This is a genomic window from Culicoidibacter larvae (assembly GCF_005771635.1).
Lineage (GTDB): Bacteria > Bacillota_I > Bacilli_A > Culicoidibacterales > Culicoidibacteraceae > Culicoidibacter > Culicoidibacter larvae.
Genome location: NZ_VBWP01000005.1, coordinates 147,293 through 171,333, shown reverse-complemented (window position 1 = coordinate 171,333; position 24,041 = coordinate 147,293). Strand labels below are relative to the sequence as shown.

At 40.5% G+C, this 24,041-nt stretch carries 24 protein-coding genes; all 24 read left to right on the top strand.

The features are described from left to right. The first annotated feature begins 83 nt into the window (after positions 1–83). The 24 genes from FEZ08_RS07250 (at position 84) to FEZ08_RS07135 (ending at position 23,924) form a co-directional block, all read left to right on the top strand. Positions 84–503: a YwiB family protein gene (locus tag FEZ08_RS07250; protein WP_138191057.1), complete on the top strand. Its 420-nt coding sequence runs from the start codon at positions 84–86 to the stop codon at positions 501–503. A 141-nt stretch (positions 504–644) separates the two neighbouring features. Further along, positions 645–1,049, top strand: a complete 405-nt coding sequence (gene rpoE, locus FEZ08_RS07245) for a DNA-directed RNA polymerase subunit delta (RefSeq protein WP_138191056.1) — start codon at positions 645–647, stop codon at positions 1,047–1,049. A gap of 510 nt (positions 1,050–1,559) precedes the next feature. Further along, the gene (locus tag FEZ08_RS07240; RefSeq protein WP_138191055.1) at positions 1,560–3,173 is read left to right on the top strand and encodes a CTP synthase; all 1,614 of its coding nucleotides are present in this window, start codon (positions 1,560–1,562) and stop codon (positions 3,171–3,173) included. A 154-nt stretch (positions 3,174–3,327) separates the two neighbouring features. Beyond that, positions 3,328–4,182 (top strand): class II fructose-1,6-bisphosphate aldolase, encoded by an 855-nt coding sequence (gene fba / locus FEZ08_RS07235; RefSeq protein WP_138191054.1) that lies wholly within the window; start codon positions 3,328–3,330, stop codon positions 4,180–4,182. 96 nt (positions 4,183–4,278) lie between these two features. Next, entirely contained in the window at positions 4,279–5,028 is a 750-nt protein-coding gene (gene udp / locus FEZ08_RS07230) for a uridine phosphorylase (RefSeq protein ID WP_199288048.1), read from the top strand. A gap of 110 nt (positions 5,029–5,138) precedes the next feature. After that, a complete protein-coding gene (locus FEZ08_RS07225) occupies positions 5,139–5,987 on the top strand; it encodes a polysaccharide deacetylase family protein (RefSeq protein WP_138191053.1) in 849 nt (282 codons plus the stop codon). A gap of 118 nt (positions 5,988–6,105) precedes the next feature. Continuing rightward, positions 6,106–7,359: a UDP-N-acetylglucosamine 1-carboxyvinyltransferase gene (locus FEZ08_RS07220; protein WP_138191052.1), complete on the top strand. Its 1,254-nt coding sequence runs from the start codon at positions 6,106–6,108 to the stop codon at positions 7,357–7,359. A 99-nt stretch (positions 7,360–7,458) separates the two neighbouring features. Next, complete coding sequence (locus tag FEZ08_RS07215) at positions 7,459–8,448, top strand: PTS sugar transporter subunit IIC (RefSeq protein ID WP_138191051.1); 990 nt, start codon at positions 7,459–7,461, stop codon at positions 8,446–8,448. A 15-nt stretch (positions 8,449–8,463) separates the two neighbouring features. Continuing rightward, a complete protein-coding gene (gene tsaE, locus FEZ08_RS07210) occupies positions 8,464–8,910 on the top strand; it encodes a tRNA (adenosine(37)-N6)-threonylcarbamoyltransferase complex ATPase subunit type 1 TsaE (protein WP_138191050.1) in 447 nt (148 codons plus the stop codon). Beyond that, positions 8,910–9,545 (top strand): tRNA (adenosine(37)-N6)-threonylcarbamoyltransferase complex dimerization subunit type 1 TsaB, encoded by a 636-nt coding sequence (gene tsaB, locus FEZ08_RS07205; RefSeq protein ID WP_138191049.1) that lies wholly within the window; start codon positions 8,910–8,912, stop codon positions 9,543–9,545. Before tsaE ends, tsaB begins: the two co-directional genes overlap by 1 nt. After that, entirely contained in the window at positions 9,545–10,000 is a 456-nt protein-coding gene (gene rimI / locus FEZ08_RS07200) for a ribosomal protein S18-alanine N-acetyltransferase (protein WP_138191048.1), read from the top strand. The genes tsaB and rimI overlap by 1 nt, the downstream gene beginning before the upstream one ends. 66 nt (positions 10,001–10,066) lie before the next feature. Beyond that, positions 10,067–11,068, top strand: coding sequence for a tRNA (adenosine(37)-N6)-threonylcarbamoyltransferase complex transferase subunit TsaD (gene tsaD / locus FEZ08_RS07195; RefSeq protein WP_138191047.1), 1,002 nt, complete (start codon positions 10,067–10,069; stop codon positions 11,066–11,068). A gap of 20 nt (positions 11,069–11,088) precedes the next feature. Continuing rightward, positions 11,089–11,730, top strand: coding sequence for a redox-sensing transcriptional repressor Rex (locus FEZ08_RS07190; RefSeq protein WP_138191046.1), 642 nt, complete (start codon positions 11,089–11,091; stop codon positions 11,728–11,730). Positions 11,731–11,895: 165 nt separating this feature from the next. Further along, positions 11,896–12,180 (top strand): co-chaperone GroES, encoded by a 285-nt coding sequence (gene groES / locus FEZ08_RS07185; protein ID WP_138191045.1) that lies wholly within the window; start codon positions 11,896–11,898, stop codon positions 12,178–12,180. Positions 12,181–12,199: 19 nt separating this feature from the next. Beyond that, on the top strand, positions 12,200–13,819 hold the full coding sequence (gene groL, locus FEZ08_RS07180) for a chaperonin GroEL (RefSeq protein ID WP_138191044.1): 1,620 nt from the start codon (positions 12,200–12,202) through the stop codon (positions 13,817–13,819). 164 nt (positions 13,820–13,983) lie between these two features. Beyond that, on the top strand, positions 13,984–15,885 hold the full coding sequence (locus tag FEZ08_RS07175) for a heavy metal translocating P-type ATPase (RefSeq protein ID WP_138191043.1): 1,902 nt from the start codon (positions 13,984–13,986) through the stop codon (positions 15,883–15,885). A 79-nt stretch (positions 15,886–15,964) separates the two neighbouring features. Beyond that, on the top strand, positions 15,965–16,852 hold the full coding sequence (locus FEZ08_RS07170; protein ID WP_138191042.1) for a 50S ribosomal protein L11 methyltransferase: 888 nt from the start codon (positions 15,965–15,967) through the stop codon (positions 16,850–16,852). A gap of 101 nt (positions 16,853–16,953) precedes the next feature. Further along, complete coding sequence (locus tag FEZ08_RS07165) at positions 16,954–18,708, top strand: glycerophosphodiester phosphodiesterase (protein WP_138191041.1); 1,755 nt, start codon at positions 16,954–16,956, stop codon at positions 18,706–18,708. Between the two features lie 17 nt (positions 18,709–18,725). After that, a complete protein-coding gene (locus tag FEZ08_RS07160) occupies positions 18,726–19,334 on the top strand; it encodes an NUDIX hydrolase N-terminal domain-containing protein (protein WP_138191040.1) in 609 nt (202 codons plus the stop codon). An 82-nt stretch (positions 19,335–19,416) separates the two neighbouring features. Continuing rightward, positions 19,417–20,682 (top strand): D-alanine--D-alanine ligase family protein, encoded by a 1,266-nt coding sequence (locus FEZ08_RS07155; RefSeq protein WP_138191039.1) that lies wholly within the window; start codon positions 19,417–19,419, stop codon positions 20,680–20,682. 242 nt (positions 20,683–20,924) lie between these two features. Continuing rightward, the gene (locus FEZ08_RS07150) at positions 20,925–21,077 is read left to right on the top strand and encodes a zinc-ribbon domain-containing protein (protein WP_138191038.1); all 153 of its coding nucleotides are present in this window, start codon (positions 20,925–20,927) and stop codon (positions 21,075–21,077) included. Between the two features lie 157 nt (positions 21,078–21,234). After that, a complete protein-coding gene (locus tag FEZ08_RS07145; RefSeq protein ID WP_138191037.1) occupies positions 21,235–21,915 on the top strand; it encodes a response regulator transcription factor in 681 nt (226 codons plus the stop codon). Continuing rightward, positions 21,908–23,290, top strand: coding sequence for a sensor histidine kinase (locus tag FEZ08_RS07140; RefSeq protein WP_138191036.1), 1,383 nt, complete (start codon positions 21,908–21,910; stop codon positions 23,288–23,290). The genes FEZ08_RS07145 and FEZ08_RS07140 overlap by 8 nt, the downstream gene beginning before the upstream one ends. Then, on the top strand, positions 23,283–23,924 hold the full coding sequence (locus tag FEZ08_RS07135) for a hypothetical protein (protein ID WP_138191035.1): 642 nt from the start codon (positions 23,283–23,285) through the stop codon (positions 23,922–23,924). The genes FEZ08_RS07140 and FEZ08_RS07135 overlap by 8 nt, the downstream gene beginning before the upstream one ends. Positions 23,925–24,041: the final 117 nt, after the last annotated feature.

Genomic DNA, 24,041 nt, shown 5'->3' with positions numbered 1-24,041 from the left:
AAGATGATTATTTGCTTTGCTACGAACTGGTAAGTATGTTATAATTAAAAACTGATATAAAAAAGAAATGAGGTGCTGCTACAATGGAAATATGGGTGAATTTCAAAAGTGAAATTGAACTGAATGAAGAAACAGTTGTTAATGAGTTTACATCGCTTGGTGAACTAAGTGAAGAAGGTAATGAATTGCGACTTAATTTTGAAGAGCCTGGCTACGAGGGATTCGAGGAGTCAGTCAATTCAGAAATAATCATCCAGCCGGAATACGTAGTACTTTCACGCAGCGGCGCAGTGCAGATGCAGCAATCATTTGTGAAGGGCCAGCTTTCTGATGGTATTTACGATACCCCGTTCGGACGTTTGCAAACGTTAGCGCGGACTCATGACGTTGAGTATGACTGGAATACCCAAGAGAAGCACGGACATTTACGTTTTCAATATGATTTCTTTATGAATGATGAACCGGCAGGTAACTTCGATGTTACCGTTGAGTTTCGAAAATAAATCAGCCCCAAAGGCTGATGCGAAGTGGTGCGCGCCTTCGGCGCGCACCACTTCCAAAATTTTTATCGTCATTTGATGAAATATAATGTATAATAGTAATGAGCAAAATTTGCGGTAATTTATTTTTTGGAGGAGTTGCAGATGAAATTATCTGACTTAACAGAGCAACAAGTAAAAGAGTTGTCATTGGTTCAATGTGCGTTTTTATTTTTAAGTGAAGAAAACAAACCGGTACAATTTCAGGATCTTGCAAGCAAAGTATTTGAAATTTTAGGTATTGATGAAGCTATAGATGAAAAACGTGGTTTATTCTATACTGATTTAAGCGTTGACGGACGCTTTATTCCCTTTCCGGATGGAACTTGGGATTTGAAAAACCGTTATCGTTTTGAAATGGTACAAGATGAAGACTTTATTTTAGAAGATGAAGACATTGATGTTGATGCTGCCGCTGATGAAGAAGAAATTAGTACTGAAGAGGCTTTTGCAGCAGCACCGGAATTAGAGAAATTTGCTAAGTTAAAAGAAGACGAAGATTATTCGTAAGATTTAATAATTAACTTGCAATTTGATTTTAACTGATATATAATATTATTGTACAGCAACTGCAAGCAAGTACATTTAGGTCAAAGAAAAAAGAAGCCGGGGTTGGATTTGGCTTCTTTTTTGTGTGGCGTCTGTCTCTACTCTTGGTTATCATCTTTATTGCGAAATAAGATGATAAGCAGTAGGATTACAACTGCAAGCATTTCCATCTAGGTCACCTCGCTTTCAGGGCGAGTATTGTGATGCCACGTTTTTATTATAACATAAATTATCATTTTATTTAAATAATATTTTAATAAAATTATTTTTTGATAAGCGCAAGCCAATTGCACTTATCAACCGAGTTTTAACTTTGCATTAAAATTTGAAAAGTACTTGTCAAAATCCGGTATCTATAATATTATATTCTTGGGCACCTTTTTTGAAAGGTTCTGCTGTATGGCTCCCTCTCTAAGATTGGGAGCTTCTTTTTATTTTATTCATTTATTTTCTGAAAGCGAGGCAACGAAAATGGCAAAGTATATATTCGTAACTGGTGGAGTAGTATCGTCTTTAGGCAAAGGGATTGCAGCTTCATCTTTAGCATTATTATTGAAAAATCGCGGGTTAAAGGTATTTATGCAAAAGTTTGATCCGTATATCAATATTGATCCGGGAACTATGAGTCCATATCAGCATGGTGAGGTATTTGTTACTGATGATGGTGCTGAAACTGACCTTGATTTGGGCCATTATGAGCGTTTTATCGATGTTAATTTATCACAAACTTCAAGTATTACAACCGGACGTATTTATTCGGATGTTTTGGCTAAGGAGCGAAAAGGGGAATATCTTGGCGCAACCGTCCAAGTTATTCCGCATATTACCAATGCCATCAAAGCAAAAGTGTTTGATGCTGCCAGTGAGAGCGGTGCCGATGTCGTTATTACTGAAATTGGTGGTACGGTAGGGGATATTGAATCGTTGCCATTTTTAGAAGCGATTCGTCAGGTACGTCAAGAGCTTGGTGATGAACAAGTTATGTTCATCCATAATACTTTGGTACCTTATTTACGTGCGGCTGGTGAGATTAAAACCAAACCAACACAACATAGCGTTAAGGAATTGCGCGGGTTAGGTATTCAACCGGATATGATTGTATTGCGTTCAGAAGTGCCGGTTGAGCAATCAGTGCGTGAGAAAATTGCATTATTCTGTGGCGTTCCGGTTGAAGCAGTATTAGTTGCTGAAGATGCGCCGCTTCTATATGAAGTGCCAATCGCTTTGCAAAAACAAAACTTTGATGTTTTTGTTTGTAAGAAATTGAAATTAAATCCAGATCGCTCGGTAGCACCAATGGATGAGTGGCTGAATTTAATTGAAACCGTAAAAACACTGAACGGTAGTGTACGCATTGCCTTAGTCGGAAAATATGTTGAATTACAAGATGCTTATTTATCAGTGAATGAAGCTTTGAAGCATGCTGGTTATAAATTCCACCACAAAGTGCAAATTGACTGGGTGCAAGCAGAAGATTTGACTGCTGATAATATTGCTGATTATTTAGGTGAAGTTGACGGTATTTTGGTTCCCGGCGGTTTTGGTGATCGCGGAATTGATGGTAAGATGCTGGCAATTCAATATGCCCGCGAAAACAAAGTACCATTCTTTGGTATTTGTTTGGGCATGCAATTAGCATTGGTTGAGTATGCCCGCAATGTGATGCAACTTGAAGGGGCAAACTCAACTGAGTTTGACGGCGATACCAAATACCCGATCATTGACTACTTGCCAGAGCAATACGCAGGTATCCACCTGGGTGGAACCATGCGTTTGGGCAGCTATGACTGTGAAGTCAAAGAAGGTACTCGCAGCTTTGCCGCATACGGCAAAGCTTTGGTGGCGGAACGCCACCGTCACCGCTATGAATTCAACAATGAATTCAAGCAGCAGTTCATTGATGCCGGCATGACTTTCGCAGGCACCAACCCGGAAACCGGGTTGGCAGAGATTATTGAGCTGGAAGACCATCCTTGGTTTGTGGCCGGACAATTCCACCCGGAATTTGTGTCACGGCCATTACGGCCGCAGCCGTTGTTTGCTGCGTTTGTTGAAGCAGCGATTGCCCAGAAACAGAGTAAGTAAACAAAAGGGCACGACCTCACTGTCGTGCCCTTTTTTTCAAAGAAATGGGTTTCTTTGAATTTAATACCAAAGATTATACCGATATTGTTTGTGAAAGCAGGCAAAATCTGCTATAATTAATAACGAATTTAAAGAATTTTAGGAGGCATTTATTATGGCATTAGTTTCTATGACAGAAATGTTAAAAAAAGCAAAAGCTGGTCATTATGCAGTTGGTCAATTCAACATTAATAACCTTGAGTGGACACAAGCAATTTTACAAGCAGCTCAAGAAGAAAATTCACCGGTTATTCTTGGTGTATCTGAGGGTGCAGCAAAATACATGGGCGGATTCAATACTGTTGTTATGATGACTAAAGGACTTATGGAAGATATGAAAATTACTGTACCAGTAGCAATTCATTTAGACCATGGTTCAAGTTTTGATAGCTGTAAAGCTGCGATTGATGCTGGATTTACTTCAGTAATGATTGATGGTTCTCATCATCCAATTGATGACAATATTAAAACAACTCAACAAGTTGTTGAATATGCACATCCAAAAGGTGTTTCAGTTGAAGCTGAAGTTGGAACTGTTGGTGGCGAAGAAGATGGTGTTATTGGTGGTATTCAATATGCTGACGCGCACGAATGTGAACGTATGGTAAATGAGGCTCATATCGATGCATTAGCAGCTGCTCTTGGTTCAGTTCACGGTCCTTATGATGGTGAACCAAACTTAGGATTTGCTGAAATGAAAGAAATTTCTGAATTAACCGGAGCGCCACTTGTATTACACGGCGGAAGCGGAATTCCTGAAAATCAAATCAAAAAAGCAATTGAATTAGGACATGCAAAAATTAACGTAAACACTGAGTGCCAACAAGTTTGGACAGCAGCTGTTCGTGAATTCTTGGCAAACGATAGTAAACAATACGATCCACGTAAAGTTATCGGCCCAGGTAAAGCTGCAATTGTTAAAGTTGTAAAAGAAAAAATGCAAGAGTTTGGTTCTAACGGACAAGCGTAATTGCAAAAATGGGAGGCGATGTGCCGGTTTTGCCGGTCACATCGCCTTTTCTTTTTCCCTAAAACAGCTATAATGATGGTAAAGGAGTTGTTGTGTATGGCAGAGATGCATATTGGGTTGGAAAAGGGTGATGTCGGGCGCTTTGTGTTGATGCCCGGTGATCCTAAGCGGTGCGCAAAAATTGCTGCATATTTGGATGATGCTCAGTTGGTTGGCGATTTTCGTGAGTATGTGACGTATACCGGATACTTGGACGGTGTTAAAGTTTCGGTCACTTCAACCGGAATTGGCGGGCCGAGTGCGGCGATTGCGATGGAAGAGTTGGTGCATATTGGTGCCGATACTTTTATTCGGGTTGGAACTTGTGGTGGTATGGCGCTTGATGTTGTTGGTGGCGATGTGATTGTTGCTACCGGTGCGGTGCGTATGGAAGGGACTTCCAAAGAGTACGCGCCGATTGAATTTCCCGCGGTTGCTGATTTTGCGGTGACGACGGCATTGGTCAATGCCAGCAAGGCGCATGGCAAAGCACCGCATGTGGGTGTTGTTGAATGCAAGGATTCGTTTTATGGGCAGCATCAACCGAGCACTAAGCCGGTGAGTTATGAACTTGAAAATAAGTGGCAGGCGTGGCTTGCGTTGGGTTGTGTTGGTTCAGAAATGGAGTCGGCAGCTTTGTTTACGATTGCCAGTTATTTAAAGGTGCGTTGCGGGACGGTGTTGCTGGTAGTAGCTAATCAGGAACGCGCGCAGGCCGGATTGCCAAATCCGGTTGATGAAAATGTTGAGGTGGCAATCGAGATTGCTATTGATGCGGTTCGTCAGTTGATTAGGGAAGAAAAGTAATAAAAAAGTGGTCTCGAACGGGGGCCACTTTTTTATGTTACATTATTGTAAGGAAAGAAGCGCAGAAAATATGGTATTATTAGTACATAAAAAAAGAGGGATGTGAAGGCGTGAATAAGCGAGTTTTAGCTGTTATAATGGGTGTTGCAGCAGTGGCCTTAATTGCCTTGAATGTATTTTTAATGTTTACTTTATTTAGCCCTAAAGCGAGTGATGCAGTAGTTCCGGCAACAACGGCAAATAACGTTGAGACTAAAGCTAATGAACCTGAGGCGCCAAAATATCCATATATTGCTGGTCTTGATATTCCGGTATTGATGTACCATGAGGTGAATGATCAAGGTATTACAGATGATGCAAACAATATTCCGGTTGAGAATTTTGAAAAGCATTTGCAATATTTTCGGGATAATGGTTATACGACGATTACTATGAAACAGTTGGATGAGTATTTAAACAATAAGGTTGGAATTCCCGAGAAGAGTGTTGTGCTGACTTTTGACGATGGTTTATATTCAATGAAGACTCTGGTTTTGCCGTTGCTTAAAAAATATGATATGCGAGCTTTAACTTTCGTTATCGGCGAATATGCCGACGAACGAAAACCGGGCCATTTAAACCCGGAAGAAGTTCAAGAACTAAAAGAGAGCGGCTATGTTGAGGTGGCTTCGCATTCGTATGGATTGCATAAAGCCGGCAGCGATGGTCAGGGATTAATTACAACTTTAGATCGTGATGGTATTATTGAAGATATGAAGCATATGCAGGATATGCTTGGTACCGAATATTTTTGTTATCCGTTTGGTCATTATAATGATGAGGCTGAATCAGCTATAAAAGAAGCTGGCTATCATTTGGCATTTACCGTTGAGCATGGGATTGTAAATGAATCTATGGATTATTTTGCTCTGCCGCGGATGCGTGTGAGCAGTTCAATGGAAATACCGCCGGTTGATTAATTTTTGGGAAAAGTTGTGAATGGGAAGTCCTTTCTTTTGGAAAAAGGACTTCCCAGAAGCAGCTTTTTTTATTATAATAGAATTGTTGATTATTTATTTCCGAGAAAGGAAAAAAAAGATGCGTGTATTAAAAGTTGAAGGTGGCTTCCCGTTAAACGGAAGTGTTGATATAAGTGGAGCGAAAAATAGTGTTGTGGCATTGCTTGCGGCATCTATTTTGTCGAATGGCGTAGTAAAAATTGAAGATGTTCCTGAGCTTTCAGATGTCGATGCTTTAATCGCAATGATTGAAGAAGTCGGTGGTCATGTTGAGCGGAACGATACGACGATTACTATCAATTCTGAGAATATGGTATATACACCGTTAATTGAGGGGGCAGTTCAAAAATTGCGTGCCTCTTATTATTTGATGGGTGCAATGCTTGGGCGCTTTAAAAAAGCAACAATCGGGGTTCCCGGTGGTTGTTATTTAGGGCCGCGTCCGATTGATTTACATATTCGTGGTTTCCAAGCTTTGGGAGCAACGGTTACTAATGAAGGCGGCGGGTATCATCTTGAAGCTGAGAAATTGACCGGAGCAAGAATTAACTTGGATACAGCAAGTGTCGGCGCAACAATTAATATTGTTTTTGCTGCCGTATATGCTGAAGGTACAACTTACATCGAGAATGCGGCGAAAGAGCCGGAAATTATTGATGTGGCAACATTGTTGAATAACATGGGAGCAAAGATTACCGGAGCCGGAACTGACTTAATTCGGATTGAAGGTGTAGAGCGGCTTGATGGCTGTGTGCACCAGATTATTCCTGATCGTATTGAAGCGGGAACCTACATGCTGGCAGCGGCATTGATGGGTGAAGAAGTGCGAATCAATAATATTATTGTTGAGCATATGGAAGCTTTCTTGGCTAAATTGCGTGAGGCCGGCGTGCCGATGGAATTTGGCGATGATTATTTAATCATCCGTAAGGCTGATGAATTAGTAGCGACTAATTTAAAAACAATGGTCTATCCTGGTTTTGCTACTGACTTACAGCAACCTTTTACAGTATTGCTGACGCAAGCTAAAGGAACCAGCGTAGTAAATGAAACCATTTATACAGCTCGTTTTAAACATGTGAATGAGCTTGTAAAGATGGGTGCCAATATTCGCCAAGAGGCGGCAACGGCAGTTGTTGTCGGACCAACTGATTTGCAAGCGACAACGGTGGAAGCTTCTGATTTACGGGCGGGAGCAGCATTAGTGCTTGCTGGTCTTGTAGCTGATGGTATTACTGAAATTCAAAACATCGAACATATCGAGCGCGGATATGATCGAATTATTGAGAAGTTAAGCAACTTAGGAGCAAAACTCTGGGTTGAAGAGGTTTAAACAAATAAAAAGGTGAGTAGAAGATGTTGGTGTGACTGCCAACATTTTTTGCGCTTTAAAATAGATTCCAGTATAATAATACAAAAGAGGCGATATTGTATGAAACAGGTGCAAAATTATTTAGCCACGGTGCTTGATGGCATGGCAAAAGGGCTGTTTGCGTCTTTAATCGTGGGTGTAATAATTCGGCAGATAGGAGTTATCTTTAATTTTGAATTATTGATTACTATCGGAACGGTAGCGCAATACATGATGGGGGCAGCAATTGGTGCCGGCGTGGCTTATTCGCGTGGTGCTAAGCACTTTACTATTTTGGCGGCCATTGTAGCCGGAATGATTGGTTCCGGTGCTATTGCCAATGGGACCATCGGTATGGGTGAACCGGTTGGAGCTTTTGTTGCTGCACTTATTGGTATTGAGGCCGGTAAGCTGATTGAAGGCAAAACAAAGTTTGATTTATTGCTAGTGCCGCTGGCAGTCATTTTAATTGGTGGAACGGTCGGTATTTTCATTTCGCCATATTTATCAATGGCGATGGCATGGTTTGGCACAGCAATTAATGAGTTGACCACTTTGCAGCCGTTGCTGATGGGCGTGCTGATTGCGACTATTGTTGGCATGGTGTTATCTTCGCCAATGTCTTCGGCAGCGCTGTGTATTTCAATTCAAATCAGCGGGTTGGCAGCCGGGGCCGCACTTGCCGGCTGTTGTGCACAAATGGTTGGTTTTGCTGTAAGTTCATTCCGCGAGAACGGCGTGAGCGGATTACTGACACAGGGGATTGGTACTTCGAAAATCCAATTGCCGAATATTATTAAGCACCCATTGATTTGGCTGCCGCCGACAATTGCATCAGCAATCGGCGGTGGATTAGCGACAATGGTTTTCCATATGGAAACCAATTCGGTCGGTGCCGGGATGGGAACAAGCGGACTTGTTGGCCAGTTGACGACTTTAGAAGTGATGGGTAACAGCGCGTGGTTGCCGATTTTATTACTGCATTTTATTATTCCGGCAGTGATAAGTTTGGCTATCAGTGAGTTTATGCGTAAGAAGAATTTAATTAGAACCAATGATATGAAACTGTAGTGGGTGATTGATGTAATGCGTTTTGAAAATTATACTGAAAAAGAAGTTGCTGAGCTAGCGGCTTATATTGGCCGGCATTTGGAGCGCGGCGCAGTATTGTTGCTGACCGGTGATCTTGGTGCCGGAAAAACAACTTTTACGCGTTATTTGGCACGAAGCCTGAATATTACGGAACGTGTGACTAGCCCTACTTTTACTTTGATTAAGGAATATGATGAGGGGCGTTTTCCCCTCTATCATATTGATGCTTATCGAGCTGACTTGGACAGTGATGCTGAATTATTGGAAGAATATATTTATGGTGATGGTGTTACCGTGATTGAGTGGCCGTCGTGTATTGAAGAATTGTTGCCGAAAACAGTTATTGCCTTGGAGTTTTTGATGATGGACGAGCAACATCGAACAATTGTGGTTACTGTCACTGATACAAACTATCAGAATTTATTTGAGGAGCGGGTTTGATGAAGCGATTGATTATTAATACGGCACTCAGTGAGTTGGGTATTGGTCTGGAACTGGATGGTGTGCTTTTTAGCAGTTATGGTGAGGGCAGCGAGCGTCATTCAAGCAGTGCAATGGTTGTGGTTGAGCAATTACTTAAGGAACATGATGTTGCAGCAAAAGAAATTGATGAGTTAGTAGTTGTTGATGGACCGGGTGCTTTTACCGGAGTACGGATTGGCATTACCATTGCCAAGACTTGGAGTTTTGCACTGAGAACGCCGGTAAAGATTGTGAACTCTTTAGAGGCGTTGGCAATGCAAGCAGAAGATGGCATTGTGATGCCGGTTTTAGATGCCAAACGGGATATGGTTTTTGCGGCGATATACCAGAAAGACGGGAACAAGCTTGCATCGGTTTTACCAGAAGGCATGTACACTGTTCTTGAGGCAAGCGGCTACTTGCAAGAGTACAAGGCTTATAGCTTAGGTGAGGCTGTTTCTGGGATGGAAGTCAATCAAATTATTGAGCCGCTGCGGATTGATTTGCAGAATGTGATTGCCTTAGCTGAACAACGTCCGGCAGTCGAAGATATTCATGCGTTGGTACCGCTGTACTTGAAAAAATCACAGGCTGAGCTAGAAGCGGAACGGTAATGAATATGGAAATACGTGCGTTAACGATTGATGATTTGGGGGAAATTGCGCAGATTGGCGAAATTGAGACAAGTCAATTCCACCAATCCCGGGAGCAAAGTAAGCAATCACTGCTTGAAGCAATTGCGAATCCTAACATGAATGTTTTGATTTTGGAAGGTGAAGATTGCTTAGGATACATTTGGTATCAATTTGCCGGTGACTACAGTGAGATTATTAGTATCTATATTGATCCGCAAGTACGCAAGCAAGGACTTGCAAGTAGATTGATTGCCGACTATTTACAATTAATGAAAAATAGCGGGATAGTGACGGTTTCTCTGGAAGTAAGAGCCAGCAATATTGCGGCTCAAAAGGTGTATTTGAAGAATGGATTTGAGGCTGTTGGCAGTCGTAAAAACTATTACCAGAATCCGCCTGAAGATGGAATTATTTTTAATTATGAAATTGTGTAAAAAGTATGCGTTTCACTTTATTTTTATTGTGACTTGCTATACAATTATTGTACGGAGTGAGAGATAATGCGAATATTTGCTATTGAAACGAGCTGCGATGAAACAAGTGCTGCCATCATTGAAGATGGTGTGCGGGTTTGTAGTTTAGTGACAACAACTCAGATTGCAATTCACCAAAAATTTGGTGGTGTTGTTCCTGAAGTTGCCAGTCGTTACCATGTAGAAGCGATAACTGCAGTGTTGGCTGAAGCGTTAAGCGAGGCCAAGCTGAAATTCGAAGATATTGATGCTATTGCGGTTACTGCGACACCAGGACTCGTTGGTTCATTGTTAGTTGGGATTCAAGCAGCAAAAACCTTGGCACTGCTTTATGATTTACCGTTAATCCCGGTGCATCATATTGCCGGACATATTTATGCCAATGCGTTGACGCAGAATTTTGAATTTCCGTTAATTGCTCTTGTTGTTTCAGGTGGACATACTGAGCTCATCTATATGAAGGATCATTTCGATTTCGAATTGATAGGTGCGACTCTGGATGACGCTGCCGGTGAAGTATATGATAAGGTTGCAAGGGTACTCGGATATCCGTACCCGGGAGGACCGCATATAGATCGCGCAGCTGCCAATAATGAAGCAACGATATCTTTCCCAAAGCCAAAGCTGGAATCGCCTTATGATTTTAGTTTTAGCGGTTTGAAATCAGCAGTATTAAACTATATCAACAGTGCGCGCCAAAAGGGGCAAGCTCTTGATAATGGTGATATTTCTGCCAGTTTTCAGAAAATAGTGATTGAGGAACTAGTAGGTAAAACAATAAGAGCAGCACAAGCTTACGGGGCCAAACAAGTAATTGTTTGTGGAGGTGTGAGTGCAAATATTGGACTGAGAACTCAGATTGAGTCAGCAGTTAATCAGTTGTCTAACGTAACTTTAGCTATGCCGGAATTACAATACTGTGGTGATAATGCCGCAATGATTGGTGCAGCTGCATATTATCAATATATGCAAGAAATTCCTTTGGCAACTATGGCGTTGGATGCTAAGCCAAATGGCAAACTATCTTAATTACCAAGGAGGAATCTCTCATGAAAACTGAAAAATTATCACGCGCAACAGCCCGTCGATTACCACAATATTACCGCCAATTCTTGAAATTAAAAGAAAAAGGCGTGACAACAATAAATTCAGCAGAATTAGAGAAAATTATTAAAATTGAAGCTACTACTATTCGTCGTGACTTCTCATATATCGGAGAACTCGGAAAGCAACGTGTCGGCTATAATGTTGACAAAGTGATTGCTGAGTTACGCCGTTTCTTAGGCATGGACCACGATCGTGGCGTTATTTTATTTGGTGTTGGTCACTTAGGGACTGCACTGGTAAACTATAACTATATTAAAGGTAACAATGTACGTATTGTTGCAAGCTTTGATATTGATGTTGACCGTACCGGCACAACTATTGGTGATGTACCGGTTTACAACATTAATGAATTGGAAGAACATCTTCCAGAAGGTGTTAATACAGCAATTTTGGCGTTACCGAATGAAGTAACTCAAGATGTTGCTGATCGTCTGGTAGCTTTAGGCTTCCGCGGTTTCTTAAACTTCTCTTCACATCGCCTTGATGTGCCGAGCAATGTTGTAGTTGAAAATATTGACTTAACAAGTCACTTACATACGCTTATGTATTTGGTTAACCAAGAAACGGAAAAAGATAATAAATAGGTAAAAAATTGAAGGCGGCCTGCAGTACTCTGCAGGCCGCCTTTTGCTTTCGCAAAAATAAAGAAAAAAGATGATATCTTACTTGATTTAAAAATACAAAAGTGATAATATAATAATTGGCACTGAAATAAACAGAGTGCTAAATACCAAACGGAGGTTTTACAAATGATTCAACCATTATATGACAAAGTTGTTATTGAAGTAAAAGAAGTTGAAACGACAACAGCTAGCGGAATTGTCTTAACGGAGTCTGCCGGAGAGAAGTCTAATGCAGGAGTTGTTGTTGCCGTAGGTACTGGGCGCGTACTAGAAAATGGAACGGTTGTTCCTCTAGCTGTTGAGGTTGGTCAAACAATCTTATTCAGTAAGTTTGCAGGTACTGAAGCAAAGTATGAAGGCAAAGAATATTTGATTTTAAGTGAGAAAGACATTCTCGCAATCGTAAAATAAATAAAGGAGTGAAATAACTATGGCAAAAGAAGTACTTTTTGGTAATGAAGCCCGTCAAAAAATGGTTACCGGTGTGGACACATTAGCGAATGCCGTGAAAGTAACCCTTGGACCTAAAGGGCGTAATGTTGTATTAGAAAAAGCATTTGGTTCACCGTTAATTACTAATGACGGGGTAACAATTGCAAAAGAAATTGAATTAGAAGATCGTTTTGAAAATATGGGCGCAAAACTAGTTGCTGAGGTAGCTTCGAAAACTAACGATATTGCTGGTGATGGAACTACTACGGCAACGGTATTGGCGCAAGCTATGATTCATGAAGGAATCAAAAACGTAGCTGCCGGAGCAAATCCGATCGGCATTCGTCGCGGAATGGAAATGGCAGTAAGTAAAGCAGTTGAAGAATTGCAATCAATTACTACTGAAATTCAAGATAAAAATGATATTGCATCAGTTGCAGCAATTTCGGCAGCAGATGAAGAAATCGGTCAATTAATCGCTGAAGCGATGGAAAAAGTTGGTAAAGATGGTGTTATTACCATCGAAGAATCTAAAGGATTCAATACTGAACTTGATGTTGTTGAAGGGATGCAATTTGATCGCGGGTACTTATCTTCATATATGGTAACTAATACTGATCGTATGGAAGCTGAATTAGAAGGACCTTTCATTTTAGTAACGGATAAGAAAATTACTAATATTGAAGATATTCTTCCGGTTCTTGAGCAAACAATGCAATCAGGTCGTCCTCTGCTTATCATTGCTGATGATATTGAAGGACAAGCTTTATCAACATTAGTTGTTAACCGTTTGCGCGGAACTTTAAATGTAACTGCAGTTAAAGCACCGGGATTTGGTGATCGTCGTAAAGCAATGCTTGAAGATATCGCGGTGTTAACCGGAGCAACCTATATTACTGAAGATTTAGGGTATGATTTAAAACAAACAACAATGCAAAATCTTGGTCAAGCAGGACGGGTATTGGTTACTAAAGAAACAACAACAATTGTGAGTGGTGCTGGTGAAAAAACAGCAATTGATGCACGTGTTGCACAAATTCGTGCTCAAGTTGAAGAAACGACTTCAGATTTTGATAAAGAAAAATTACAAGAACGTTTAGCTAAATTAGCTGGCGGGGTTGCAGTTGTCAAAGTTGGCGCAGCAACTGAAACAGAATTAAAAGAACGTAAATTACGTATTGAAGATGCATTAAACTCAACCCGTGCGGCAGTTGAAGAAGGAATTGTTGCCGGTGGTGGTACTGCATTTATGAATGTATACAAAAAAGTAGCAGAATTAACTGCTGAGGGTGATGAGAAAACCGGTGTGCAAATTGTATTGAAAGCACTTGAAGCACCAGTGTTCCAAATTGCCGAAAATGCTGGCTATGAAGGGGCAGTTGTTGTTGAACGTCTGCGTCATGAGCAAAACGGAGTTGGTTTTAACGCTGTGAATGGTCAATGGGTAAACATGATTGAACAAGGAATTGTTGACCCTACTAAAGTATCACGTAGTGCATTACAATATGCGACAAGTGTTTCGGCTATGTTCTTAACAACTGAAGCAGCGATTAGTGATATTCCAAAAGATGAGCCTGCAATGCCGCCAATGGGTGGCGGAATGCCGGGAATGATGTAAAAAGGTGAAAAACCGCGAGTGTTGCACTCGCGGTTTTTTTATTTTCTCCCAAAGATAGACTTCAAATCGGAATGATTGCTGTTTCGTTGATTTTGTTTACTTCTATTTGTGAATAGGTTATAATTTAATTGTAATCAATACAATGTTGAAAGGAGTACAATAAAATGGAATTATTACGATTTAGAATGAAGCAATTGAATCGCTTTTTGATAAGTAATCCGGAAATTCTGGCAGTGGTAGTGGCTGGGTTGTTGATGGCTTTAGGGTTTTTTCTGGAGTTTTTGCAGATTAACGTTTTGCCACAAGTGGCTTTTGTACTGGCATTTGTTATTGGTGGTTTTTCACCTGCTAAAAAAGGTGTTCAGGCGACGCTTGAAACCCATAAACTGAATGTTGAGTTTTTAATGATTTTTGCAGCAATCGGTGCAATGATTATTGGTCATTGGGCTGAGGGAGCATTATTAATTTTTATTTTTTCTTTGAGCGGTGCTTTAGAGACTTATGCCAATGAGAAGAGTCGGGCTGAGATCACTAAGTTGATGGAGTTGCAGCCGGAAAGTGCAGATGTTGTGTTACCAGATGGCAGCTATCGTACAACATTAATTGCTGAGCTGAATGTTGGTGATGTTATTATTTGTCGTGCCGGTGAGCGAATTCCGGTTGATGGAATGGTTATTGATGGTATTAGTACGATTAATAACGCTGTTATTACCGGGGAGTCGCTGCCGATTCAGGCAGAGCCGGGACTGGATGTTTATGCCGGAGCGATTAACATGAGCGGGGCGTTGACGATTGAGATGACTAAGGTGGCGACGGAGACGACTTTGCAGAAGATTATTGCTATGGTGCAAGAGGCTGAGAGCGAGAAGCCGAAGTCGCAGTTGTTTATTGAGAAGTTTGAAGGTATTTATGTTTGGGTGGTACTGATTTTAGCGGTGCTGCTGTTTGTTGGCGGACCATTTGTTTTTGCTTGGGATATCAATACTGCATTTTATCGAGCAATGGTGCTGCTTGTTGTAGCATCACCGTGCGCCTTGGTGGCATCGGTGATGCCGGCGATTCTTTCAGCGGTTTCTTATTGTGCTAAGCGCGGTGTATTGTTCAAAAGTGGTGTGGCATTGGAACAGGTTGCTGATTTACAGGCTATTGCTTTTGATAAGACCGGAACTTTGACCCAAGGGATTTTGGATGTCACGGATATTGTTGTTGCTGATGGATATGATGAAGGGCGGATTTTACAATTGGCGGCTTCAATTGAAGCCTTGTCTAATCACCCGTTAGCACAGGCGATTTTACGTCGGGCAGCAGATGATTTAGTTGAGTTGTTACCGTTGACGAATTACCAGGAGGTAACGGGTTTTGGTGTTTCTGCCGAGTTTGAAGGCAAGTTATATCAAGCTGGGAAGGCAAAGTTTATTACTGATGGTGATGAGGATATTGTCGCAAAAGGATTTACTTTGCAGAGTCAAGGAAAAACAATCGTCTATATTGGTGAAGCTGGTCATATATGTGGGTTTTTAGCGTTGCAGGATGAGGTGCGGCAAAGTACGAAAGAGGCAATTGCGGAGTTGCGGCGTCGAAAACTTGTGCCGGTTATGCTGACTGGCGATAATCCTCATACGGCGGCGTCTATTGCCGAGCAAGCCGGGATTGAGGAGTATATTGCCGGCTGTTTGCCTGAGGATAAAGTTGAACATATTAAAGCATTGAAGGAAAAATATCATGGAGTTGCGATGGTTGGTGATGGTATTAATGATGCTCCGGCATTGGCAACGGCAACGATTGGCGTTGCCATGGGTGAGGGCAGTGATGTCGCTTTAGAAACAGCTGATATGGTATTGATGAAAAATGACTTGCGGCGGATTTTGTTTACAATTGATACTTCAGCAAAAATGAATCGGATTATTAAGCAGAATATTATTTTTTCAACAACAATAATTATTTTGTTGGTACTTTCTAATTTATTTATGCTTATTGATTTACCGTTTGGTGTTGTTGCTCATGAGGGCAGTACGATTCTGGTTATTTTAAATGGGTTGCGATTATTGATTCCGCCACGGAAGTGATGATCGGTTGGTGAGGTTCATTACTATGGACCTCACTTTTTTGTTATAATAAAGTGAAGAGTAATTGGAGGTTGAGTATATGGAGCAGTTTCGCCAGGTGAGCTGGTTTGTAGTTGAGGGGGAGGATGCCGATGCTTTGGGGGCACAGTTTGGTGATTTTTTTGCCGTCGGGATTGAGGTAGTGGCACCGATTAGTGCTGAGCGGATTGCCCGAGAACAATATGGCGAAATTTTTTCAGCCAATCAGAGTGATACGAGCTTTGTTCGTTTTTATTTGCCAGTAAGTATTGCTGAGACTGAGGTTGAGCAATACTTTGTGGATTTATTTGGTGCTGAGCGGGTGGCGCAGAGTTTGCAGGTTGAATTATATGAGATGCCGGATTTTGAGCAGCAGTGGCGCGATTCGGTTGTTGATATTCCGTTAGGGAATATCACGATTGTGCCACCGTGGCGAGCGACAGCGAGTGTTGAGCAGGTGCGGATTGTACTTGAGCCGAAGATGGCGTTTGGTACTGGTGATCATGCCACTACGCAGCTTGCGGCTAGTTTGTTGGCGGAGCTTGATTTGGTTGGTAAACGGGTTTTGGATGTTGGTACCGGCAGCGGTATTTTGGCGATGTTTGCAGCGCGTAATCAAGCAAAGTTTGTGCTTGCTACTGAAATTGATAGACAAGCGGTTCTGGAGGCACGAGAAAATGTTGTTGCTAATGATTTAGCTGATGTTGTTCAAGTTATACATGCGAGCGCTGTGCCGCAGGAAGAGCGGTTTGATGTGATTATTGCTAATATTACATTGCCAATTTTAACTGAGTTATTGCCGCAGATGATTGGTCTGGCACCAGTTATTGTTATTTCCGGGATAATGATGCAGGAGCAGGAGCAAATTGAAAGGCTCGTTCAGGGCTTGGGACTTGTAATTGACAAGTTGGTTATTGATGGTGAATGGCTTGCGTTGCAGATTGGGTAAAAGCAGGAAACCCGGTCGACCTTGGGTTGACCGGGTTTCTTATTTTCTTTCAATCAAAATAGTGATAAAATAGAGGAATAGTATTTAAAGGAGCAATCGTTGTGAAATCTGGGAAGTCTTTTTTAGCGGAGGTTTGGGAAAATTATCGTGATATGCTGCGAGCGGCAACTATGTATGAGTTGTTTTTTAGAGTTGTTTTACCAGCTTTAATTTTTCCGTTGTTTCGTTTATTGATTCGCGGTTTTTTGTATTTAGCCGGGTACCAGGTGATTGCCAATAATACGCTGGTTAGTTTTTTTGTCGGACCGATTGGAGTTTTAACTGCGGTTGTGTTTATTGTTTTGGTGAGCTTTGTTACTTTGGCAGAGTTCGGCGGGCTGTTGGTATTGTCGCGAAATAGTTATTGGTATTTACCCTTGATGGGAACCGGTGCTTTTCTTGAGTCATTGCAGCATATTAAAAAGATTTTTCGTCCAAGTGGAATTAAAGCGCTGTTATATATTTTGGTAATTCTGCCGTTTTTGCAGATTGGTTTTAGCAGCGCGTTGATTCCGGCAATTAATATTCCTGAGTATATTTTGAGTTTTATTTTAGCATCGCCATGGCTGACGGTGTTACTGGTAATTGTTTTTGCTTTATGTGTGTATTTAACGACTCGTTGGTTTTTCGCGATTCATTTCGTTGTTTTGGAAAACGAAGATTTGGCGACCGGGCTAAAGCATAGCAATGAGTTGACCAAAGGCCATAAGATTCGCTTGTTATTTGCTGTTTTTGTGATTCAGATTGTTGCTGCAATTGCTGGTTGGTTACTGCTGCTGATTCCGGATTTGCTTTACGGAGTCATTGTTGCTATTGAAAATAGCAGTATGCTTTGGGATATCTTTTTCATGTTATTCTTGACGATCTTAGGAATTGTGGTCACGATAGTACCGCTTATTTTAGGGTTGCCACTGGCAATTTCATATTCGACGGTATTGTTTTATCGTTGGCGTAATCGGTATGAGCGCTTTGTTCCGATTGAGGAAAAAGTGCTGCCGGAGGTGCGGGTACCGTTAATACAACGAAAGTTTATTCGAATTATTATTTTAATTGTTGCGGCCGGAGCTATTTTGTGGACAGGGTTTCGTAATCTAACGGTACCAATCCCCTATGATATTGCTGTCACGGCGCATCGCGGCGGTGGTCTTTATGCGCCGGAGAATTCAATCAGCGGGCTTAAGTATGCAATTGAAGTAGGAGCTGACTACACCGAAATTGATGTACAGGTAACTGCCGATAATGTAGTAGTTATAACTCATGATACTAATCTTGAGCGTGAACTCGGGGTTGATGCTAATGTGTGGGAACTGACATATGCGCAAATTCAGGAGCATTCACTTTTAAGTGGAGATGCGCAAGACAAGATGCCAACGCTGGAACAGTTTTTACGAACTGCTAAGGGAAAAATTAAGGTTAATATCGAAATTAAGACTAATGGACATGATCAAACTTTGATTAGTCAGACGGTTAGTATAGTTGAGAATTTGAATATGCAAAACGAGGTAGTAATTACCTCGCTTGATTATTCAGCACTTCAAAAAGTGCGGGTTTTAAATCCGAATCTAAAAATTGGTTATATCATGTTTGGTGTCTTTGGCGATCCGATGGCATTGGATGTTGATTTTTATTGTGTTGAGACAACATTTGCGACTGAAAACTTTATTCGGCAGGCACATTTAAATGGGCGTGAGGTGTATGTTTGGACCGTCAATGATACCGATAGTATGATTAAGTATCGTGATCGTAATGTAGATAATATTATTACCGATTATCCTGAAGAAGCATTGATGATAGTTGATGAGAATGTAAGCGAATAGCTTGGAGGCTTTATATAATGACAGATAAATATTTTGAGTTTATTAAAAAAGTGCAAGCGATTGCCCAAATTGGACAAAGTTTTACAACTGATGAGTATGCGCGCGAGAATTATGAAGAGCTCGAGAAGCTCAGCCATGAGATTCTTGAAGCGTATACTGGCGTCGAGCAGGTGCGTCCGAATATATATGCTGATTATAAGTATCCAACCGCACAAACGTCGGTACGGACACTAGTGATTAATGATACCAATCAATTATTGCTAGTTCAGGAAAAAGACAGCGGCTTATGGTCGCCGCCGGGCGGCTGGTGTGATGTTGACACCACGCCGCGGCAGGCAGCGGTGAAAGAAGTGTTTGAGGAATCAGGATACGCGGTTGAGATTAAGCAGTTTTTGGCAGTGTTTGATCATCGGTTATATTTGGATCGGCCATCGTTTTTTTCGACCCATCAATATGTTTTTGCCGCTAGGGTTATTGGTGGTGAACCGGTGCCAAATCACGAGACGCTTGCCGTCGAGTGGTTTGATTTAGATAAACTTCCTCAGCTTTCACGAAAAATGACGCTGGAAGAGATTACTATTGCGCTTGGGGTTTTGGTTAACGAGCGTGATACTTATATTGATTAGCGTGGTAAAATAAGATATAATTATATGATGAATTACGTAGCAACGGAAGGAGGACATCGGTTTTTTTATCGGTGGTGAGTTTATGAGAGTACGTGTAGGTGTAATATTTGGCGGTGAGAGCGTTGAACATGAGATTTCAATCATTAGTGCAATGCAAGCAATTGCTGCTATGGACGAAAATAAATATGAAGTAGTGCCTTTATATATTTCAAAACAAAATCGGTGGTATACCGGTAAAGCGCTGACTAATATTGAGACGTTTAAAGATTTAGATGCAGCTATCGCTAATGCTCAGCAAGTATTATTGCAAACTGAGCATGGGCATCATTATGTATATGCTTTTCCGTTTAAAATGTTGAAAAATAAGCCGATTGCTGAGATCGATGTTGCTTTTCCGGTAGTGCATGGAACTAATGTTGAGGATGGAACTTTACAGGGATATCTTGATTCGTTGCGTATTCCTTATGCCGGACCGACTGTTGGTGCGGCGGCAGTTGGCCAAGATAAAGTGTTTATGAAAAATATTTGGCAAGCAAATGGATTGCCGGTGGTGCCTTTTGTTTGGTTGTATAGTAATCAGTGGGAACAACAGCCTGAGCGCTTTGTTCATCGTATTGAAGCAACCTTGCATTTCCCGGTTATTGTTAAGCCGGCTAATCTTGGTTCAAGTGTAGGAATCAGTATTGCTAAAGACACTGATAGTTTAATTGAAGCGATTAATGAGTCAGCTCAGTTTGATGATAAGATTATCGTTGAGCAAGTTGTTAATAATTTATTGGAAGTGAATTGCTCAGTGCTGGGCGATTTCACTCATGCAGTTGCTTCGCCGATTGAGGAAGTGACCGGCAGTGATGAAATTTTGAGTTATCGTGATAAATATCAAGGCGGTAAAGGCAAAGGTGGCAGCAAGGCAGACGGTGGTAAGTTAGCGCTGTTGAAAACGGACGGTGCGAAAACCGCTGGTGGTGGCAGCAAAGGTGCCGGTATGGCAGCGACAAACCGGGTTATTCCGGCGCGGATCAGCGAAGAGGCGACGAAGGAGATTCAGCGTTTGGCACGACAAGCGTTCTATACTTTAAATATGTCGGGAGTATCACGGATTGATTTCTTGATTGATAAGGAAGAGGGTAATGTCTATTTAAATGAGATTAACACTATTCCTGGTTCATTGTCATTTTATTTGTGGCAGGAGAGCGGCGTTGATTTTACCGAGTTAACAGATCGTTTGATTCAATTTGCGATTAAGGCTAAACAACGACGCGAACGTAAGGTGTTTTCTTATGATTCAAATGTTTTGGCAAATGCAAAATTACCGGCGCAAGGTGCCAAAAGTGGTGTTAAGCAGTAATTGTTTGTAAGTGGAGAGTGACCGGGACCTCGTGTCCCGGGCACTCTTTTTTTCTCGCAAAGGAAAAATAATACTATTTCATGTATATTATGCATTTTTGTTTGTACTTCATATTTTCTTATGGTATAATGAGTTCATATCCGGTTCAAATCAAAAAATAAATGTAAATGTCCTTTCAATGTTATTGATCAGGTTTTTGGAAATTATTTTTGATTGGTAACAATTGAAAGGAGGTCTGTAAAATGGCTGATAGAGAAATCGTATGCAAAGATTGCGGTGAAACATTTATCTTTACTGAAGGTGAACAAGAATTCTTCCGTGAAAAAGGATTTGAAAACGATCCAGTTCGTTGTCCATCTTGCCGTCGTGCTAAGAAACAACGTCAACGCGACTAATGAAAAACTCCCAATTGGGAGTTTTTTTATTTGGCAACAAATTCTTTTATTGTAGAACAAGACGCTTTAATTTTGAAAGTTTTATGCTATAATTAAATCATTGTTAAACTGTGGGGGAAATACGTTATGCAAAATAATTTAAGAATGGAGTTTTATTATGAAGCATATCTTATTTGTTGATGATAACCAATCGTATGCAATACAGATGCAAGAAATATTGTCGGAGGCCGGATATGATGTTGATATCGCGTTTGATTCAATTTCGGCAATAGAGCAATTTAGTAAAAATAGTGAGAGTTATGATTTAATTATTTCGGATCGGGTCATGGGGAATGATGATGGTATCCGCTTTTTAAGTATAATAAAGAATATGGATGCAACACTGAAAACCATATTGCTAACCGCTGAACCAACACCGGACAGTGAGTTGGAAGCTTTAAATCAGTATGTTGATTATTATTTGACAAAAGATATTAACAGGGATGTTTTATTGAAATATATTGAGCGGGTATTAGAACAGCCGCTTGCTATTCAAAATGATGAGCGAATGTTAACTTCGGAAATAGAGCAAATACAGGTGTTTTTAAAAGAACGTAAAGTACTTGTTGGTGGCGTAGAAATTGAATTGCGCCGAAAAGAGTTTGATTTACTGGCGCTTTTTTTAGCAAATAAAGGGGTGGCATTTAGCCGCGAGGAAATTCTGGAAAGGCTTTGGGATAGAAATCATGAGAGTACAGATGAGCGCGTGATTGATGTACATATTAATACTTTACGTCGCAAGCTGCAAATTAGCTCATTAATTTCAGTTCGAGGATTTGGGTATAAATGGGATGAATAATAAAAGTAAAAGAACATTAATAATTATTGTGTTGGCATATGTTGTTGTCATTTTATTATTTTTTGGCAGCATTTTTTATGTGCCGGCATACTATAATGGATTGCAGGATAGTTATTTGACTGATACTCAGGAGCAATTGGATGATGCTTTTGAGACAATAACTGATACCCAGAAACTCGTTGCACAATTTGATCAGATTATCGATGAGTATCCAATGGAACTTATTGTTTTTAAAGATGGAATTAATATTTATAATACGATGATGCCAGTCAATAGTGCAGCAAGTATTCACGAAAGTCTTGATCAACGTGTCTCCCTTTCACAAGGAAATGGCACCTTTATCAAAAATGGCAGTACTTATGAAGTTTGGTACAATATTTACCAAGTGCAAGTCACAGCCTTTTTATTGAATATTACAACGTTGCAAATTATCTTGCTTGGGATTGCTACAATTATATTGATTACCGCAGTATTTGCCTTCCAACGATTAATGGTGCAATCGATGACAACGCTCAAGGAAACAATTGGCAAAATGGAAAAGTATCAATTGAATGAAGTGATTAATGCTCAGTCTGATGATGTGATAAACTCAAAAATTAAATATTTTGCTCACGGACTTCGCGAAAATATTTCGCGTACTGCCCAAAAAGAAGCTGAGTTGCAACAAGCAGCTTATATTAATAAAGAGCAGTTTGTTAATAGTCAGCTTATCGCGCGGGCATTTATTCATGAAATAAAAACGCCGGTTTATCAAATGTTACTTGAAAATGAAACGCAATTAAGTCATCTGAATAATAATGATGAGCGGGCACGAGAGATTGCTGAATACAATGTGCAGCATGCAGATAATTTACTACAATCAATTAATGAGATGTTACAAGTTTTTACCAGTAATGAACAAAAAATGGTATTAGAAAAAGAATCAGTAGATTTATCAAAGATTGTCTCAGAAGTTCGCAAAACTTTTGCAGCTCAAATTCGTGAGCGAAAAGTTTTATTAGAAATCGAAGTTCCGGAAACACTGACAATTTTCAGTAATAAAGCAATGGTGAAGTTATTAATTCATAATATTTTGTCGAATGCTATTCAATATGCGATTCCGGAAACCGAAATACAGGTCAATTTGTTTCTTGATGAGCAAAATAATGCAGTATTCGAATGTGTGAATACCGCTGCTGAGAATAATATTGCGCGTTTGCAAGGAGATACGGAAATTCAATCATTTATTAACAAAGATAATAAATATAGCAGCGGAAATGGAATTATCATGATTACTAGTTTGGCACAGACGCTTGAGGCTCATTACCAACGCGACATTGCTGCTGAGCAGGTTACGACAACTATTGTTTTTATTGGCGGTGACCAGCATGATTAAGAAACTGTTTATGGCATTGTTCATCAGTTTGATGCTAACTGCCGTTCCTGGTACAGTTTATGGTTTTGTTGATGACCAATTGCAAGAAAACTATGATGAGGCCGGGACATATCCGATAGAGGTCTCGGCTGTTGATAAGAATGGGACTGTTGTTAAGAAGACAATTTATGTTACGGTTTTATTTGAAAAGACAGTTATTAATAAAGAAGTTCAAGAGGCTATAGATGCTCATGATGTGCTTGTTGAGTCAGGTGTATTTAGACAATTAAGCAATGATGATCTGATTCGCATTACCAATGCTCATGCATGGCAAACAAATGATGGCAGTACAGTTCCGATTACAAGTGTGCTAACGCATGTCATTGATGAAGCTGCCGGTAAGTATCAAGTTACTTTTGCCACTGAGCTCGGCAGCGCTATTACCGTTAATGTGTACGAAACTGATAAGAAGATATTGCCAGTTAGCAATATTTATTTGAATCCTGAAGATTTTGGGATTATTAATAATTTTCAAACTTTTTTCTTTTTTATATTATTATTGATTTTGGTACCGATTATTATATTTGTTGTGCAGTACTATATTATCCGCCGCGAGCAGAAGGAAGTCGAAGACTTGCTCTACCGTGAGCAATGATGAAAAGCCATTCCGGGTTGGCCGTAATGGCTTTTTTTTTATCAAAAGAGCATTTCATAAATTTAATAATTTTAACTCTTATTTTACTGCATTCGGGTAGGCGAGTTGATAATATAT